The organism is Thermoplasmatales archaeon, from assembly GCA_026127925.1.
Taxonomy (GTDB): domain Archaea; phylum Thermoplasmatota; class Thermoplasmata; order Thermoplasmatales; family Thermoplasmataceae; genus JAKAYB01.
The window spans coordinates 49,984-67,181 of record JAJSLM010000001.1 but is presented as its reverse complement, the minus strand read 5'-3'; the positions used below and the strand labels follow the sequence as shown (position 1 = coordinate 67,181).

The following is a 17,198-nucleotide window of genomic DNA, read 5'->3' as shown; positions in this document are numbered from 1 at the left end:
GTAATTAACCCTACCAGTATACCTTAGGATTAATTGTCTTTTATACAATGGGGCGATATTCTGCACCGTGTTAGGGGGGTTCAACGGTAGGCAAAAATATGTAATAGGCACAATCGGCCTGATAGAGATTGTGCGCCTCTTCGGCATATTCATGATTCTCCCTGTACTTGAAATTTACGCACATTCCATAAGCAATTCTCCTTTTCTTGTTGCCCTCGCCTTTGGCATTTATGGTCTGGCAATGGCTCTGTTTCAATTTGTCTTTGGCAGGCTCTCCGACAGGATAGGAAGAAAATCTACAATTATGATCGCTATGATCCCATACATCGTCGGAAATCTTATTTGCTTCATATATCCAGATATTTATGTCCTGATAATAGGAAGATTCATAGCTGGGGCTGGAGCCGTTGGATCTGCCGGAGTTTCTCTTGTTCAGGAAAGCGTTCCAGAGAACAAGAGGAATACAGCTATGGCTCTACTTGGGATACCTGTCGGCCTTGCGTTTCTTCTTGGGCTTCTTGCAGGCCCAACAATAGGATACTACATAGGGCTGAGAGACGTGTTTCTGGTCTCTGTTATTCTTGGGCTGATATCCATCATCATAATGATCCCACTGAAGGCACCAGTAATGAGAAGGGCAGAAAAGTTCAGGGTCAGCATCGTGAATACAAGAACAATATCAATAGGCATTGCCGGTTTCTTTGTTTCATTCATAATGATCGAGTTCTTTTATTATTTCCAGGTTGTGCTAACGACGATATTCACGCACTCGAATTTCATACTTGCACTATTTATTCCTGCACTGATAGGTGGTGCCATCTCAGTGGCACTCGCAGGGCTATACGAAAAGTCAAAAGGGATAAAATATCCTGTTATCTCTATTTCTGCTGTGCTGCTATCCACAATCCTCATTTTTCCTATTACTGAGATATACAGGAATTTATATCCTCTGGAAATAGGTGCATTTTTATTTTTCATTGGCTATTCAATGTACGAGATTGTTTTTCCTCCGCTCGTCATAAGATTTTCAAGATTGGATGAATACGGTGCAAATATTGGGTTCTTCAACACTTTCCAGCATACAGGTCAGTTTCTTGGTGGCTTTATAGCTGGAAATATCATAGGCTTTATAATCACTGGAAGCGGAATGATCATCGTCTTCCTAATATCATTCGCGTGTCTTGCAGTATCGATATTGGCCCTCACCCTCGCTTCAAGATCGCCTCGTCCGATACGGCAGATCGCATAATCTTGAGCATTTATCATTCGCCCGTTAACAAAGATGCCTCCATTTTCGGAATAGAAATATCATACCGGTACTGTATGTTGAAATGTGTATCCTCAAATTCCTCATAGAAGTGCGTTATTTTTTTCTTCTCCAGTTCCCTGTGCATTATCCTTGAGCCCAAAAGTAGATTAAACTGGTCATTAAGGCCGACGTCAATGCCAACAAATTTCATTTTCTCAAGGCTTTCGGAGTACCTGTTGAGCATCCTGACTGGATCATTTTCCAGCCATCGATCCCAGACTTTATCCAGGATCTCCCCGCTGTAAATGTCAAATGGAAGCTGAATAACGCCCTCATGCGAGGAGTAAAAAGCAGACATGGCCACTATGTTCAGAACGTCCATATCGACCGCAAGTTTTCTGTTATTCTTCTTTAAATAATTTTGGAACCATTTCTCTGCAGTTCCATATTTCTCTATTTCCTTCCTTGCCTTGGGAAAGTCGGGAAGATAGCAATACTCGAAATAGGCATCACCAGAATGATCCATAACCGCATTTATTACATCTGGATGCTTCATCCCAAGAGTTATTGATCCGTATCCGCCCGAAGATTTCCCAAGAACACCAACAGAATCGGACTTGAATCTTTCTTTCAGTTGGGGGATCATTTCTTTCACTATGTAATTTTCATAGTTTCCAGCTACGCTTGAGTTCAGGTACTGACATCCTCCGACGCTGGATTCTACATCAGGAAACACGAATATGCTTCCCTTCAATATTCCTGAGGAATAAAGCCGGTTTATCCTTGCGTTAAGATTCTCTGAAAATGGGTCATAATTAAGCAAGGCCCCGATAGATGTTCCCATCATTCCCGGAAGGAATATTACGATCGGGAGATTTTCATTTTTTTCTGGATAGAGTATGTAGTTTTCGCGTCTTGCAGGATCCCCGAGAGAGTTATCTTTAAGCTCGTCACTCTCAAGTTCCCATTTTTCAAGTATTAATGATTTTTCCATAACATCTGTAACTGAATCATATTTATTTACTTACGGACTTGCTAATTTAGAACCATGGGAAATTGAATGATCTTTTTTTAGCCTCTTATGAACTCAAGAACTGGCTATAAATGCTCGAATTCTGAACTTAAGATCAATCCTCGTTGAGAGACATGCTTCTTAGTTATGTTCAAATAAGTTTTAAATACAATCACTATATTAGGTATATACTAATCACATAAATATTACACTAATTAATAATCAAAGGTTGGACCAAATGGAACAGAGAAACGTTGTTAAAGAAGACGATGATTATGTCGGAGAAACGAAAGTGTACAGGCTCAAGAAAGGAGAGGTAGGAACATGGGGGGCAATTGCTGAAGAGATTGCCGCAATGGCACCAGCATGCGACTCCGTTGCATTTGTCGTTTCATCTGCTGCTTTCGCTATGATCCTAACTCCTCTTGCCTTCCTAGTTGCTACCTTAACCATGTTCCTCGAGGTGAATACACTTTACCATCTCTCAAAGAGACATGCAAGCGCAGGCGGTTATTATGGATACATTGCACATGCCTACGGACCAGTTCCTGCAGTCACCGCTGGGCTGATGTATCCGATGTACCAGATAGTAAGTACTGCAGCAATACCAGTTTTCGTTGCCGGAGTTTTTCTTCCCGGTGCGGTAGAATATTTCCTGCATTTTGGAATGCCCGCCTGGATATGGATACCGTTCATCCTGGTGGTGATAATAGTGCCGATCGCCATAGCTATAGTCGGTATCAGGCCACAGATGAAGTACATAAAGTTTGCATCATTTTTTGAATTGATATTTTTGGCCGTAATATCTGCAATAGAAATCATCAAGGCGCCGGATAACACGATAAACGTGTTTAACCCATATGCATGGCCACAATTCAACTCGCTGTTCGCTCCGAACGGTGGTGTCTTTGCGGGGATCGGATTGGGGATGGTCTTCGGCCTCACAAGTTTCATTGGGTATGGAGGATCTGCACCACTTGGTGAGGAGGCCAATCATCCTAAAGCCATAACAAGGTCTCTGACTGTAGGTCTTCTGATGGTGGGGCTTGTCCTTACTGAAGTGGCATACGCCCAGATAGTTGGTTGGGGAACCTCTGTCCCATTAATCAATGGATTTTTGAAACAGACAATCCCTGGCGTTCTTGTTGCAGTGGCTTACACTGGCGTGATCGGAGGGGTCATGTTCACCCTAGTTGCTTTTAACTCAGCCTTTTCGGATTCGGTTGCTATGCAGGCCAATGCTGGTAGGGTTTATTTTGCGATGGGGAGAGATGGCATCCTTCCATCATTTTTCTCAAAAATCCATAAGAAATATACGACACCATCAAATGCACTATGGTTTGTTGCTATCGTGTCCTCCGTTGTTGCTGTGGTTGCAACCTTTCTTGTAACGGCCGGAGCAGGCATCCCGGTTTCATCTTTGATCTTCAGTAGCGCAACGAGCAGCAATGTCGTTAGCGCCCTGGAAAGTTCTTTTGATTTCCTCACCACCATGGCCTTAGGGGGGTTAATAATAACACACGTACTCCTAAACACAAGCGTAATAACTTTATTCAGAAGACTTAAGGAAAAGCACACGGGTGCATTTGATTTTATAATTCATGGAATATCACATTATGCTTTCCCTGTCATAGCTACGATTATTTTCATATTTGTTCTTTATGAAAGCGCCGTTACTTTCGTTTATCCAGTAGCAGAAGCAGTTGTGGCTATTGTTATTTATACGGTATTCTGTATATACTATGCATTGAGAATGAAGTCGAGGAAACCTAAATTAATGGAAAGAGCAGGAAAATCAGTAAATCTTGTAGACGAGGAACATGGAAATGGAGATCAGTGAATCTAAAAGTAAATTTTCACCTGAACTCCAGATTCAAAACCTCAGCTGTGGATATAAAAGTGAGAATGACTATACTGAAATCTTGAAAGATATCAATCTTTATGTGAATAAAGGTGAGATCGTTGGTATAATAGGCGAGATCGGATCGGGAAAGACCACATTGCTCAGGGCAATAACTGGAGAACTTTTAAGAAGTAGTGGTGATATTTTCTATAAAGGCGAAAGTATATTTTCAATGGATAACTATTTGAATTTCAGGAAAAAGAGGATATATGTCAGGCAAGATTCAATGAATATTTTGAAACCAAGATATTCGGTGGAATTCCAGATAAAGAAACTCTTTAATGGCGGGAAATACGATCGTTCGGATGTAGAAAGGATATTCAACCATCTCGGATTGCCGATGGATATTATGGACATGCTCCCTGTGCAGCTTAGTGATGGAACAAGGCACAGAGTATTGATCGCTATGGCTTTGATGATTAAGCCGGAGATTCTGCTTCTTGATGAACCAACAACAGGGCTTGACATTTCAGCAATAAGAGGATTGCTTGAGCTCCTCAAGGAATTGACCGTTTCCACTTCAATAATTATGATAAACAGCGACATTATACCAGTTTTTCAGCTATGTGACAGGGTTTATGTCATGAGGAATGGGACAATTGTTGAGGACGGGACATGGAATGAAGTAATTTACAGGCCGCATCATCCTTATGTACAAGAAATTATAAGCTCGGTACCTTCATTAAATAGCAAACATAGAAGATACGCGGATACTGATAACGGAATTGACGGTGGATGCGTTTATTTAAGAAAGTGCAGGCACATGAAGGAAATCTGCAGATCAGATATACCGTATATGAAGGATGGAAATCATGGATACAGATGCGTGAGATATCCGGAATGGTACAATGATTGAGGTAAAAGACGTTCAAAGATATTACATTGTAAAACAAAGTAGGATAAAGAAGGAGAAATTTTATGCTCTGAAAGATGTCAGCGCCATATTCAGGGATGGTGATATTTTTGCAATTTTTGGAGATTCAGGATCAGGAAAAACTACACTTGGAGATATAATTTCAGGATATCAAAGACCAGACACAGGGTCTGTGTTTTATAACGGATCCCTTGAGAGAAAAAATAAGAGTGTGAGATACGTTTTTCAGGATCCTTATACGTCCCTTAATCCAGCAAAAGATGTAAGATGGCATATTGAGACCACATCCAGTTTAAACAATCTGGATCTTGTTAACGTATGGAATACCTTTGAATTGACTGGCCTCTCCAGAAGAAATTATGAAACAAGATTGATATCAACGCTATCAGGAGGAGAGAGACAGATGCTCGCTTTTTCTATTGCGTTATCGCAACAACCGGACTGCATGGTCCTCGATGAGCCGTTTTCCTACCTTGATACTCTCACGCTTTTTCGCCTATTAAGTATTCTCAGAAAAACAAAAGATAAAGTTCTCTACATATACATGGACAATGATATGAACAGATGTGCATACGTTTCAGATATGATCTATATTTTAAAGCGTGGCAAAATAATTGAACAAGGTACTCCTGAGAAGATAATCAATTCACCTGAAAATGAATTCACTAGGGAAGTTATTGAAAAAATGCCAGACCTACACAAACGAATTTGATAGATAATTAGTATAGCTGGTAAAAATTTCAGAATAAGACGGATAATAGAAATCCTACTAAATTAACATGAATTAGCCCAATGAAAGGTTGAAGAATAGTGGTTCAATAATATCTTTCCGCAAAAATGAGATCGATTTAGCTCCTCCAAAGAAACCAACCGAGAACAGTGCGATTGCGAGTCACAGAGTGACAGTCTTGTCCAAAAGTAACTATGAATCAAACCTCTTGCTTCCTAGACATGGGTCACGCTTATATATTGATCTTGGATTGTTCAATCAATGGAATGTCCTGTTTGTTTGGAAAAATTTGACTCACGTGATTTTATTGCTTTTGCGGACCATTTTCTAGTGAAAGCTGATGATAGTGATTCTGATCATGTATCCTGGCTCAATAACAATATATCAAAGGCAAAAATTGGCAGAGACGACCTTTCAAAAAAGTTTAATGAATTTTACGCCTATACGAATATAAAAACGTGGATTATTAAGAGATTTATAGAACAGTTCAGAGGAGATCGACCGCATCCATTCATATTGATGATGCAGTATTACAATCCAGCAGTTCTCAAGGGATATTCTTTTGAACATTATTTTTTCCTGAAACAGTGGGTGAAATCATGCTCGGCCATCGTATCAATGACTGATCTGGACGATGTACAGCACTATGAGATAGGGAATATATTAAGTGAATATTACGGTTATGAAAATTACAAGCCGCACATAGAGCTGCTTCTTGAGATGGGAGAAACATATGGTATAGCGAGGACCAGAATTTACAATTCCAGACCTTTGCCAAAGACAGAAAAAGCCATCAAACGATGGAGCAGTATAGCACGTGAAAAAAGCTGGATCGAGATCATGGCCGCAATGCATTCTCTTGAGCTCGTAGCGAACAGCGGTCTCAGGGACTATGGAGCGAAATACGATTACTTCAATCTCGAAATACTCGACAGTTCAGATGTTCCGAGCGAGGTAAAGGCTTTTCTTATGGAAGGGTACAAAGCCGATGTTTCCCACTCAATGGAGGCCCTGGACCTTATCAACAGATATGCCGATAGAGAAACAACGGAGAGTATTCAAGATGCTTTCCTTTCCTCTTCTTTTGTTTTTGGACAGTACCTTGAAGCGAGAATTGAGAGAGGTGAGATTATTGAAGACGAACAACACTGAAGGATGTGCGTTATGTAATGCAACGTGGGGTGAGTACTACCGGGAAATTGACGGAGAAAATATGTTTTTCTGCTGCAACGTGTGCGCCGACATCTTCGAGAACATGGCTCGCGAGGTTAAGCGGAATACTGGATGGAACAAGATCGATTATGTAGAACTGCACGGCAATTACAGTTCGGGCCGAAATTGCGTAGCTGTCAATGACGGAAAAGAGTTTTCGTATTACTTCAGAACCTACTCAGATGGTAGAATGATGAAATTTGAAGAAAGGAGAAACGAATCTTCTGATTCTGAACCTTAAAGATCAAGGCATGAAGGGTCAGGATGCCATAGAACCCAGAAAAATGGATGGGGCTGCCCGGATTTGGACCGGGGTCTCAGGCTCCCAAAGCCCGTAGGATACCAAGCTACCCCACAGCCCCTTCACTTTATGAGAGCGTATTCCTGATAAAAATTTAACGCTAACTTTTACTAGAATTGACAGCAGATTGATAATGATTCATTTCCATATTGATATATTAAATCCAGGATCCTGACGTTTTTTATCATTGAAATTCAATTCTCAAATGTTTCATGTTTCTGATTCGTCGCAATGTGTTTTTCTTCAGCAATGGAGAAATAGAAATAGATCCGATACATAATCAATCTACCACGATGATGATTTCAGCCTTGTCTGAAAAAGTGATGAGAGACGGGCAGACTGAGTGGTATTCTTTTTACTTCTCTGAGTTGTCTTTGCTTCATTAAACCTTCTTAACGTTGGCTATATAAATATAATAGTTGAACATTCCATGACGCATGGAAAAGGCAGAAAAACTTACCGCCTGGGATGTGGCAAGGCAAATATTTGAGCTTTCAGAAATTGGCAGCCAAGAGGTAAAATCATCAAAGCTACTGGAAGATGTTCTAGAAGCAAATGGATTTAATGTTCAGAGAGGCTATATGGATATACCGACATCATTCAGAGCTGAGATGATTAAGGGTAAAGGAGAATTTAACATAGCATTCCTAGCCGAGTATGATGCACTTCCTGGAATCGGGCATGCCTGTGGCCATAACCTGATTGCAGCCGCGAATGTTTTTGCAGCCATTGAAGCATCTAAAAAGATCACTAACGGAAAAATCATCGTACTGGGCACTCCGGACGAAGAGGGTTCCGGTAAATACTCTGGATCAAAGATTCTGCTCGCAAATAAAGGGGCATTCAACGACATAGATCTTGTTTTAGGAGCTCACCCCGGAGATCGCTGGGACGTTGGTGATATTGCACTTGCTGTTCAAGATCTTGAGGTTGTGTTCAAGGGTGTCGCGGCCCATGAGGCTGCAAGCCCAGAGAAGGGAAAAAGTGCTCTCGACGGAGCAATACTCACTTACACTGCGGTAAATATGTTAAGGCAGCATGTGAAAAGGGACAAGAACGTTGTGATTCATGGAATAATAAAGGAAGGGGGGCAGGCTTCGAACGTCACACCCGAAAAAGCTTCACTCGTTTATGGTATTAGGTCATCCGATGTTGAATATGAGAAAGAGCTGATAAATAAATTCAAGAATATTGTCTATGGATGTTCCATTGCAACCGAAACAACCTATGAGATAAAAGAAATAGGTCCTCTGTTCCTTCCAACGAAAATTAATCCGGCCCTTTCCAACTTCATACGGGACAAACTTTTGGAAAAGGGTGTGTCCTGTCAGCCGCTAGAACAGTCTCTGAAGGAAATGCCCTCCGGTTCAACTGACTTCGCAAATGTTTCACAATTAGTGCCTGCTCTCGAACTTGGATTCAAGATAGCAGATGCTGGGACACCATGGCATTCTAGAGCGTCGCTAGCAGCGGCTGGATCTGAATCAGCTAAGGAGCCCCTGAACATAGTTATATCCGTATTGAGCCAAACAGCATATGATTACACGGTAGACAAAGAATTAAGAAAAAGGATAGATGAGGATTTCAAAAGAAAATAATTTTATTCTTATTTATATGTTCCGGATACAACCCATGGTGGCTCGTTAGGAACGAATGGCTCCATTCCATCTACTGCGTAATCCTTCGTAATTTTTTCGTTAACCTCAATTCCGAGACCGGGTTTTCCAGATAGAGTGAATTTACCGTTCTTAAGTGTGTATCCTACAGTAAGAAGATTCTTTTTCCAGTCGGGCCAGAATTCCTCAAAGCTCTCTTGTATCAAGAAATTGGGTAGAGTTGTATCGACATTCAACGTTGCGGCAGTCTGAATTGGGCCGAAGGCGTTGTGGAAAGCGACCTGCACACCAAATGATTCCGCTATCGCAGCTATCTTCTTTCCCTCGAGAACGCCAAGAGAATTTGTGATATCTGGCTGAATGACGTCCACGAGACCCGTCGAGATGAACCTTGCAAAATCTGTCTTGTTTAGAAGCCTCTCGCCAAGGGCAATCGGGATCTTAACGTTTCTTTTAACCTCTGCCAGACCGAATTCGAGCTCTGGGTGAACAGGTTCCTCCATGAAGAATGGGTTGTACTTTTCGAGGGCTTTTCCAGCCTCGAGAGCATAACGCGTGGAAAATCGGCCATGGCACTCAATCAGAAGATCGACCTTATCTCCAAATTCGTTTCTCAATGCACCAACGATATTTTCTGCATTTTTAAGGCCTCCCCGTGTCAATTTATCAAAATTGTTTCCGAAAGGATCGAATTTCATTGCGTCCAGGCCGGTTGCAACAACTTTTTTTGCTTTGGCAACAAAGTCATCGGGTGTAACACAATTCGAATACCATCCATTCGCATAGGCACGTATATCGTCATTGAACTTCCCGCCAAGCAGGTCGTATACGGGGGCACCATAAGATTTGCCGATCAGGTCCCAGCTTGCAATTTCGAATGCACTGAGTGCCGAAGTAGCTTCCATTGACTTTGAGAGGTAAAACGAGTGCTTGTAGAACTCCTTGATATTCCTTTCCACATTATAGAAATCGGCGTCCTGGAATATCCTTTTTACTTCATTCATGCTTTCCTTGACAGGCATGGTCATAAGAGTTGTTGGGCATTCGCCCCATCCGATTGATCCATCCTCAGACGTTAGTTTCACCAAAAGTATAGTGGAACTCCATGGAGATGATACTTCCCTTCCTTTCTCCCCTAGTTCTAATATTTCTATGTTTTTTATTTTGGACATAACATGAGATTCAAAAGGTGATTAATAAAACAATGCAATAAAAACCGTTATCATATTAATAGTTGACCTAAGAACATCTTCGATGCAATTTAGAGACGCGTTGTCACTTAAAATTAACATGATCTTTTAATAACAAATGAAAATACGAAAGCAAATGGGGATTCTTGATTACTTCATTACTCCGAAAGGTCTTGTTGAGTACGATCCGGATGAATTCGATAACGCGCGAAAAGTGGATGGATCTGTTTTGATAGACGTGAGAACGCATACCGAGTATTCGCATGGTCATATAGAAGGTAGTCTGCTAGTTCCATTGAATTCGTTAAAAGATAGACTTCACTCACTTGAAAAGGACCGGACATATCTATTGGTTTGCGCAACAGGACATAGAAGCCGTGCGGCCGCCGCAATTATGCTAAGAAATGACTTTAGTAAAATTGCCCACCTTAAAGGGGGAATGACAGCCTGGAGAAAAAGTGGCAATAAAATATCAAAGTGAGGCCAAAAAGAAAAAGTATTCACCGTTGTGAAGATTTATCAAAAGACGGATTCATCAACTCTGCAACTTATCAGGATATTCTATCGTATGATGAGCAATTTTCAAATAACATGATTTTCCATTTTATTTATAGGTTTTCTATACTATGTTAGTGTTTTCTTTCATATCCAACCGAGCCCTTCGTGATTTATGAAAGTGATGGTAGCCTTCGACGGCAGTAATGCATCAAAAGTTGCTCTTGAGTTTCTGGTATTTTTTGAAAACTCGATAGAGACCCTGTACGTTGTATATGTCATCCCATATACTGGTAAGAATCCACCAAAATTTGACGAGTACACCCTTCCGGAAGATGACAGAAGAATAGAAAAAATGGAAATGAAAGGCAATGAGGTACTTTACAATGCAAGAAGGATCGCCGAATCAATGCATATGAATGCTGAATTTGAACTCATAGACGATCCTGACAGGAGCGTCGGAGAAAATCTGATGTTGACTGCTTTAAAGCATGGGGTTGACCTGATATTGATGGGTGAGCGTAAACTAGGAACCATCGGAAAGGTATTCCTAGATTCTGTGAGCAGCGAATTATTGAAAGAATCGCGGATACCCGTGCTGGTTATCCCGCCAAAATTCACAAAACAAAAACTAACGGAAATAGAGCATGATAATTGATGTTGAATTTCATCGGGATCTTAATTCGATTCTTCTCCATCATGTTGGCTGGAGTCTTTTCCGGCTTTCTTGGCTCTCTGACAGGTTTAGGCGGGGGGACGATACTTGTACCGGTACTAACACTATTCTACGGAATACCTATAATATTCGCCACGGGGGCTAGCTTGATTTCGACCATAGCGACATCCGATGGTTCGGCAAGTGCATACACAAAAGAGAAGATAGCAAACGTGAACCTTAGCATAAGCCTGGAAATGGCAACAACAGGCGGAGCGATAGTAGGTTCATTTGTTGCTATTTACATGTACGCGCATTCACTCTCATGGATCGTATACGTAATATTCGGCTCGGTACTATTATTCTCACTGTACCCTGCGGTAAAGAAACTCCATAGCGAGATTCCCAAGAAGACGAAACCTGACTGGAGCACCAAATTTTTCAAATTGAGTGGAAGTTATTTTGATGAGCGGTTGAAACGAACCATAAACTACGAAGGCTCCAGATGGTACCTCGGGGAAACTATAATGTTCTTTGCAGGCTTCTTCTCCGGTTTGCTCGGGATAGGAAGTGGTGCTCTTAAAGTACTGGGAATGGACTGGGCACTGAACCTGCCCATGAAGGTCACGACCACCACGAGCAATTTCATGATAGGCATCACTGCAGCAACAAGCAGCACGATCTACTGGTACGCAGGATTTATACAGCCAATGATCGCTGCTGCCACCGCAATAGGAGTCCTGATAGGGGCATACTATGGATCCAAGGTCTTAGTAAGGATTTCAAACGAAAATATACGCCTGATATTTTTCTCCGTCCTTATCTTCCTGGGGCTGGACATGATTTTCAGCGGACTAGACAAGATAAACTTGGTGTTTGTGGATACTGTTTTTCAGTTCTCGTTTGCAGCAGTCGTTGCGGTCATAACAATACTTCTCTTGTTCTTCCACGAAAAAATCATACCGAAGGGAGGGAAAGTAAGTGAAAAGCTTTGATGACACAATGGTAGTCAGCCATTTTCTCAGGGGAGGATCTATACTCAGTGTGATATTTATCTTATCAGGCGTTATACTACTCTTTGTAAAAAGGGAAGGAGATGGATTCACACTGCAACAGATCGCAAGTTACTCTTACTCTTTAGGCCATGGAATAGATTCCAAAAATATTCCTACCAGTGACATAATACAAGGTGTTTTAAGGCTGGATGGGATTTATTTCATAGCACTTGGTCTGTGGCTATTGATCTTTACATCTATCAGTGTAGTCGTTGTTAGACTTGTGTGGTTTGCCACAAACAAGGACAAGAAATTTGTGATCATTACCCTTGTTGTACTCTTCAATCTCTTCTTCGCGATGCTCATTGTCCCATCATTGCTTTAAACTTGGGAACAGGAAGAGTTTTTCATATTAGAATTTCAAAGTTAGGAAGGATTTTAATCATTCTTTTTGAAAGATGCAGAGATGAATCCGCATTGCTCGTTTATTGCAGGGATGTATCCGATTTTGGAACCAATGGAATTGAATTCAGCTCTGCTCATAAGGTGAGATCTTACAAACCTGCGGTTAAAGGCACCATTATTAGTGATCTCAAATATTATGAATTCGCCAGTGGGTCTAAGTGCATTCATGATGTTTTCAATGCTCTGTTCCCTATTCTTCCAGTGATGGAAGGATAGAGTGGTGATTATAATATCGTATTTTTCTTTGGGATCCAACGACCTGCTGCTACCTAGCAGGAACTTTATGCGATCTGAAAAGCCGGACTTTGCAGCTGAATGATTAGCCCGCTTCACCATGCTAGGAGAGGGATCGAAGCCAACAAGACGGGAGTTTTTCTTAATTTTTCCAATACGAATCAAAACTGTTCCACGCCCACTGCCAATATCAAGCAGTGTATCAAAATCTTTCTTTTCGATCTCAGAAAGAACGAATTTGTAAAAGTTTCGCGTTGTCGGGATTATATTTACAATCGGGTAGAATAATGAAGAAAAGAAACCAAACTTCTCTTCTCCTTCTAAGTATAAATTTTCCTGTTCAGACAATATTATCGAGAATGCGATCTTGTATATCAGATTAACCATCTCGAAGAATAATAGCTTCCAGAGATTTTTCGAATCGAGTACTTCAGTTAGACTTTATTTCTAGAGAATGCAGGAAGAGATAGACGATGTACCATAGCTTAAGAATGTGGAAGAGATATCTAGGTATGAAAATTATATTTGAAGTGGCTGAGGAGCATAAAATTCCCATATCTATCATTGCGGCTACGAATATGTCGAAGCTCAGCGATGTTGACGAAATAGAGATGGTGTATCTTGAAAGCGGAATATCTGCAGTGATCGAGAAAGGTGTAATATCACCCATCCTTGGAATGAAAAAAGTGAAAGTCGTAGCTTGTGGAGTTGCGATGAAAGAGAGAAACATAACACAAGACGATCTTGTTCCAGGCGTAGTTTCGGTTCCTGCAAGTTTCGTTGAAATAGCAAGAAAACAATCAGAAGGCTGGATTTATCTGAATCTTTGAATTTAATAAATATCTTATTTTTATACGGAAGCTAAGAGTTCCCAGTTTTGATTGATGCAGGGCCCATGTATCTGTTATCTTGATCGAATGAAATGTCGTTTAGGCAGCAACAGTAAACGTTTACAATCGTTTATGAGCTTATATCGCATAAAAGTCACTGGAAATTTATTCATTTTATAGAAAGTAAAAGCATAGAAATGCATAATTACGATTTTACCATTAACATCTGATATTATGGCATCGAAGTATCAGATTGAAGAAACGTTGCGAGTTGGAAATGACGTGATTCATTATTATTCTATTCCGAGATTGAGCGAGCTTGGTTTTGACGTCGATAGATTGCCGAGATCTTTGCGCATAATTCTTGAATCAGTTGTAAGGAACTTGGATGGAAAAGGCATAAATGAATCGAATGTGGAAAGCATTTTGAACTGGAATTCCAAAGATCCCGAAAATTCTGAAATTCCGTTGAAAATATCAAGAGTGCTGATGCAGGATCTTACGGGAGTACCTGCAGTTACCGATCTTGCTGCCATGAGGGATGCGGCAGTAAGCAAGGGTAAGTCGCCGGAAATTGTGGAGCCACAGATACCGGTTGATCTAGTGATAGACCATTCCGTTCAGGTCGATTTTTATAACACACCAGATGCAGTCGTGTTAAACCAGGAGAAAGAGGGAGAGCGCAACAGAGAGCGGTATGTTTTCCTTAAATGGGCACAAAACGCGTTTCATAACCTCAGAGTTATTCCTCCATCGGTAGGAATATGCCACCAGGTGAATCTGGAGTTCCTCGCCAAGGTTGTTTTCAGGGTAAACAAAGATGGGAAGAGCTTGGCATTTCCGGACATGGTTCTAGGTATGGATTCCCATACGACCATGGTTAACGGTTTGGGTGTTCTCGGATGGGGTGTCGGGGGAATAGAGGCCGAAGCAGCAATGCTCAATCAGGCCGTTTACTATAAATTGCCTCAGGTTGTCGGAGTCAAACTTTCCGGCTCTCTCAGGCCAGGCATTACAGCGACCGATTTGGTGCTTACAATAACGGAAATGCTAAGGAGAAGCAAGGTTGTGGATAAATTTGTAGAATTCTTCGGCGATGGTGTTACGCATCTTTCTGTTGCAGACCGGGCAACTGTTTCCAACATGTGCCCGGAATATGGCGCGACTACCGCCCTTTTCCCTGTGGACAACAAAACTCTTTCTTATCTGAGACTCACAGGGAGGGATGAAGAATCCATAGAGCTGATAGAGAAGTACTTCAGGGCACAGGGCTTATTTGGTAACTTGGAAAACATCGAGTACTCGAGCGTAATAAATGTCGATCTATCAAAGGTTACTCCTAGTGTTGCAGGACCTAAACTTCCTCAGCAGAGAGTGGACCTTGGCAGGATAGGTGACAGTTTCCTTAATTTCATGGAAAGCTCGGGTTCCTCTATCGATTCTGACTCCGGAAAAAAGAAACAGATCGCGCTTAAGTCTGTCCCTGTAGAAATCGACGGCAAAAAAGAGACACTGAATGAGGGTGATGTCGTTATTGCTGCAATTACCAGCTGCACGAATACAAGCAATCCATACGTCATGGTTGGCGCAGGGCTCCTGGCAAAGAAGGCTGTAGAAATGGGGTTGAGCGTAAATCCGAAAGTGAAGACGAGCCTTGCCCCGGGATCAAGAGTCGTCTCCGATTATCTTGAGAGATCCGGACTTCAGAAATACCTAGACAGACTTGGTTTTGAAGTGGTAGGCTATGGATGTACAACGTGTATAGGTAACAGCGGACCACTCAATAAGAACATAGAGAACGCTATCGTAGAGAATAACCTCAGCACTGCGGCGGTACTTTCTGGAAACAGGAATTTCGAGGCGAGGATACACAGAAACGTGAGGGCAAATTATCTTATGTCACCACCTCTCGTTGTTTCCTTCGCCCTTGCAGGAACAGTGACCATAGACATGGATAATGAGCCAATAGGTACGTCCAGCGACGGTAAACCAGTTTACCTCAAGGATATATGGCCTGCACCGGAAGAGATAAACAGAATTGTTGAGGATTCGATGACCAGAGAGATGTACATAGAAAAGTACAGCAATCTTGATTCATATAATGAGATATGGGCTAAGATCAAGGCTGATTCTGGGGATCTTTATTCATGGGACGCGAGCAGTACTTACATAAAAAAGCCGCCGTTCTTTGAAAGAGAGTATACGAATCCGCCAGGTGATAGAACTAGAATCAGCGGTGCTTATCCACTGTTAGTGCTTGGTGATTCTGTTACCACCGATCATATATCCCCTGCAGGCTCTTTCAGCAAAGATACACCTGCAGGAAGGTACTTGCTTGAAAAGGGAGTGAAACCAGAAGATTTTAACCAGTATGGTGCACGGCGAGGAAATTATGAAATTATGACAAGAGGGACATTTGCCAACAACAGGATAAGAAACCTTCTAGTCTCAAGGGAAGGTGGATTCACTGTTCACTATCCGGACAGGACGGAAATGAGTGTTTTTGATGCAGCAATGCAGTATAAGAAAGAAAATATCCCTCTCATAGTCATTGCGGGTGATCAGTACGGCACCGGGAGCTCAAGAGACTGGGCTGCTAAAGGTCCATTGCTCCTTGAAGTAAAGGCAATAGTTGCAGCAGGATACGAGAGGATTCACAGAAGCAACCTCATTGGCATGGGCGTACTTCCTTTGCAGTTTTTAAACGGAGAAAACTTCGCCTCACTCGACATTGATCCTTCTGAAAAGATGGATATAACAATTGAGAGTTTTGAACCTCGTTCAAAAGCCACACTCACTTTCTATACAAAGTCTGGAAAGACAAAAACTACGGCTGATCTAATGCTCAGAGTCGATACCCCGATGGAAAAAGAGTATATCCTCTCTGGTGGAGTCCTTCCTAATGTTTTAAACAAACTCGCTTCTCAAGGCCGCTAAAGGTGTTCAAGTAGCACCTCGATACAATTTCAATACCGAGAATACCCGCCTGCAGACGCGGAAATAAAAAATTAAATAATATCATTATGATATCTCTCAGTGAAGAATTTCAGTGGCCACATATACTTTTCAAAAGATTTCAACTGGAAGGATCTTGGCCGTGCATTCCCTGAGATATGGGATATATTCAGCAATGAAGCAAAACAGAACCAGGAGGAGGCACAGTACGACCAGATTTCACTTGAACTCAATATGCTTGAATTGAAGAAGAACAAGAAACCCATAGGATACATCAAGGATGGGGCGAAATTCAGGCTTGTTTTTCCAAGGGACAGAAAGGAGATCATCATTTTTAGGGGGATGATGTCTGAGGATATAGCCGAGATAACAGAATCTGTGTCAAATATTCTTAAGGAAAAGAAGATCAAATTTAAGGTCGCCTACGACAAGATGCTACTGTACGAGATACATAAGAGAAGAAAATAATTTTATCCACGACC

At 41.5% G+C, this 17,198-nt stretch carries 17 protein-coding genes and 1 tRNA gene; 14 read left to right on the top strand and 4 right to left on the bottom strand.

Translation table 11 applies throughout. The features are described 5' to 3' along the window. The first annotated feature begins 67 nt into the window (after nucleotides 1-67). On the top strand, nucleotides 68-1,249 hold the full coding sequence (locus LVQ96_00340; GenBank protein ID MCW6169609.1) for an MFS transporter: 1,182 nt from the start codon (nucleotides 68-70) through the stop codon (nucleotides 1,247-1,249). 13 nt (nucleotides 1,250-1,262) lie between these two features. On the opposite strand, the gene LVQ96_00335 is transcribed toward LVQ96_00340, so the two are convergent. Further along, nucleotides 1,263-2,243 (bottom strand): alpha/beta hydrolase, encoded by a 981-nt coding sequence (locus LVQ96_00335; protein MCW6169608.1) that lies wholly within the window; start codon nucleotides 2,241-2,243, stop codon nucleotides 1,263-1,265. 256 nt (nucleotides 2,244-2,499) lie between these two features. Between LVQ96_00335 and LVQ96_00330 the strand changes: the two genes are divergently transcribed. The 5 genes from LVQ96_00330 (at nucleotide 2,500) to LVQ96_00310 (ending at nucleotide 7,221) form a co-directional block, all read left to right on the top strand. Beyond that, nucleotides 2,500-4,101, top strand: coding sequence for an APC family permease (locus LVQ96_00330; GenBank protein ID MCW6169607.1), 1,602 nt, complete (start codon nucleotides 2,500-2,502; stop codon nucleotides 4,099-4,101). Continuing rightward, nucleotides 4,088-5,020 (top strand): ABC transporter ATP-binding protein, encoded by a 933-nt coding sequence (locus tag LVQ96_00325; GenBank protein MCW6169606.1) that lies wholly within the window; start codon nucleotides 4,088-4,090, stop codon nucleotides 5,018-5,020. The genes LVQ96_00330 and LVQ96_00325 overlap by 14 nt, the downstream gene beginning before the upstream one ends. Beyond that, on the top strand, nucleotides 5,013-5,750 hold the full coding sequence (locus LVQ96_00320) for an ATP-binding cassette domain-containing protein (protein MCW6169605.1): 738 nt from the start codon (nucleotides 5,013-5,015) through the stop codon (nucleotides 5,748-5,750). Before LVQ96_00325 ends, LVQ96_00320 begins: the two co-directional genes overlap by 8 nt. 279 nt (nucleotides 5,751-6,029) lie before the next feature. After that, the gene (locus LVQ96_00315) at nucleotides 6,030-6,920 is read left to right on the top strand and encodes an iron-containing redox enzyme family protein (protein MCW6169604.1); all 891 of its coding nucleotides are present in this window, start codon (nucleotides 6,030-6,032) and stop codon (nucleotides 6,918-6,920) included. Next, nucleotides 6,901-7,221, top strand: coding sequence for a TA0938 family protein (locus tag LVQ96_00310; GenBank protein ID MCW6169603.1), 321 nt, complete (start codon nucleotides 6,901-6,903; stop codon nucleotides 7,219-7,221). The genes LVQ96_00315 and LVQ96_00310 overlap by 20 nt, the downstream gene beginning before the upstream one ends. A gap of 48 nt (nucleotides 7,222-7,269) precedes the next feature. On the opposite strand, the gene LVQ96_00305 is transcribed toward LVQ96_00310, so the two are convergent. After that, nucleotides 7,270-7,342 (bottom strand) — tRNA-Pro (locus tag LVQ96_00305). Between the two features lie 376 nt (nucleotides 7,343-7,718). On the opposite strand from LVQ96_00305, the gene LVQ96_00300 reads away from it, so the two are divergent. Further along, nucleotides 7,719-8,879 (top strand): amidohydrolase, encoded by a 1,161-nt coding sequence (locus LVQ96_00300; protein ID MCW6169602.1) that lies wholly within the window; start codon nucleotides 7,719-7,721, stop codon nucleotides 8,877-8,879. Nucleotides 8,880-8,887: 8 nt separating this feature from the next. Here the strand turns inward: LVQ96_00300 and LVQ96_00295 are convergent, their stop codons facing one another. Further along, entirely contained in the window at nucleotides 8,888-10,069 is a 1,182-nt protein-coding gene (locus LVQ96_00295) for a mandelate racemase/muconate lactonizing enzyme family protein (protein MCW6169601.1), read from the bottom strand. A gap of 136 nt (nucleotides 10,070-10,205) precedes the next feature. Here LVQ96_00295 and LVQ96_00290 point away from each other — a divergent pair, with 136 nt between their 5' ends. The 4 genes from LVQ96_00290 (at nucleotide 10,206) to LVQ96_00275 (ending at nucleotide 12,617) form a co-directional block, all read left to right on the top strand. After that, a complete protein-coding gene (locus LVQ96_00290) occupies nucleotides 10,206-10,568 on the top strand; it encodes a rhodanese-like domain-containing protein (protein MCW6169600.1) in 363 nt (120 codons plus the stop codon). 189 nt (nucleotides 10,569-10,757) lie between these two features. Continuing rightward, on the top strand, nucleotides 10,758-11,240 hold the full coding sequence (locus LVQ96_00285) for a universal stress protein (GenBank protein ID MCW6169599.1): 483 nt from the start codon (nucleotides 10,758-10,760) through the stop codon (nucleotides 11,238-11,240). A 41-nt stretch (nucleotides 11,241-11,281) separates the two neighbouring features. Continuing rightward, complete coding sequence (locus tag LVQ96_00280; protein MCW6169598.1) at nucleotides 11,282-12,232, top strand: sulfite exporter TauE/SafE family protein; 951 nt, start codon at nucleotides 11,282-11,284, stop codon at nucleotides 12,230-12,232. Next, a complete protein-coding gene (locus LVQ96_00275) occupies nucleotides 12,219-12,617 on the top strand; it encodes a DUF1634 domain-containing protein (GenBank protein MCW6169597.1) in 399 nt (132 codons plus the stop codon). The genes LVQ96_00280 and LVQ96_00275 overlap by 14 nt, the downstream gene beginning before the upstream one ends. Before the next feature lie 53 nt (nucleotides 12,618-12,670). Here LVQ96_00275 and LVQ96_00270 read toward each other — a convergent pair whose 3' ends face one another. Next, nucleotides 12,671-13,318, bottom strand: a complete 648-nt coding sequence (locus LVQ96_00270; protein MCW6169596.1) for a class I SAM-dependent methyltransferase — start codon at nucleotides 13,316-13,318, stop codon at nucleotides 12,671-12,673. Nucleotides 13,319-13,443: 125 nt separating this feature from the next. Here LVQ96_00270 and LVQ96_00265 point away from each other — a divergent pair, with 125 nt between their 5' ends. The 3 genes from LVQ96_00265 (at nucleotide 13,444) to LVQ96_00255 (ending at nucleotide 17,184) form a co-directional block, all read left to right on the top strand. Then, a complete protein-coding gene (locus LVQ96_00265) occupies nucleotides 13,444-13,761 on the top strand; it encodes a DsrE family protein (protein ID MCW6169595.1) in 318 nt (105 codons plus the stop codon). Between the two features lie 234 nt (nucleotides 13,762-13,995). Next, a complete protein-coding gene (acnA, locus tag LVQ96_00260) occupies nucleotides 13,996-16,698 on the top strand; it encodes an aconitate hydratase AcnA (GenBank protein ID MCW6169594.1) in 2,703 nt (900 codons plus the stop codon). A 99-nt stretch (nucleotides 16,699-16,797) separates the two neighbouring features. Continuing rightward, nucleotides 16,798-17,184, top strand: coding sequence for a hypothetical protein (locus tag LVQ96_00255; GenBank protein ID MCW6169593.1), 387 nt, complete (start codon nucleotides 16,798-16,800; stop codon nucleotides 17,182-17,184). Nucleotides 17,185-17,198 lie beyond the last annotated feature (14 nt).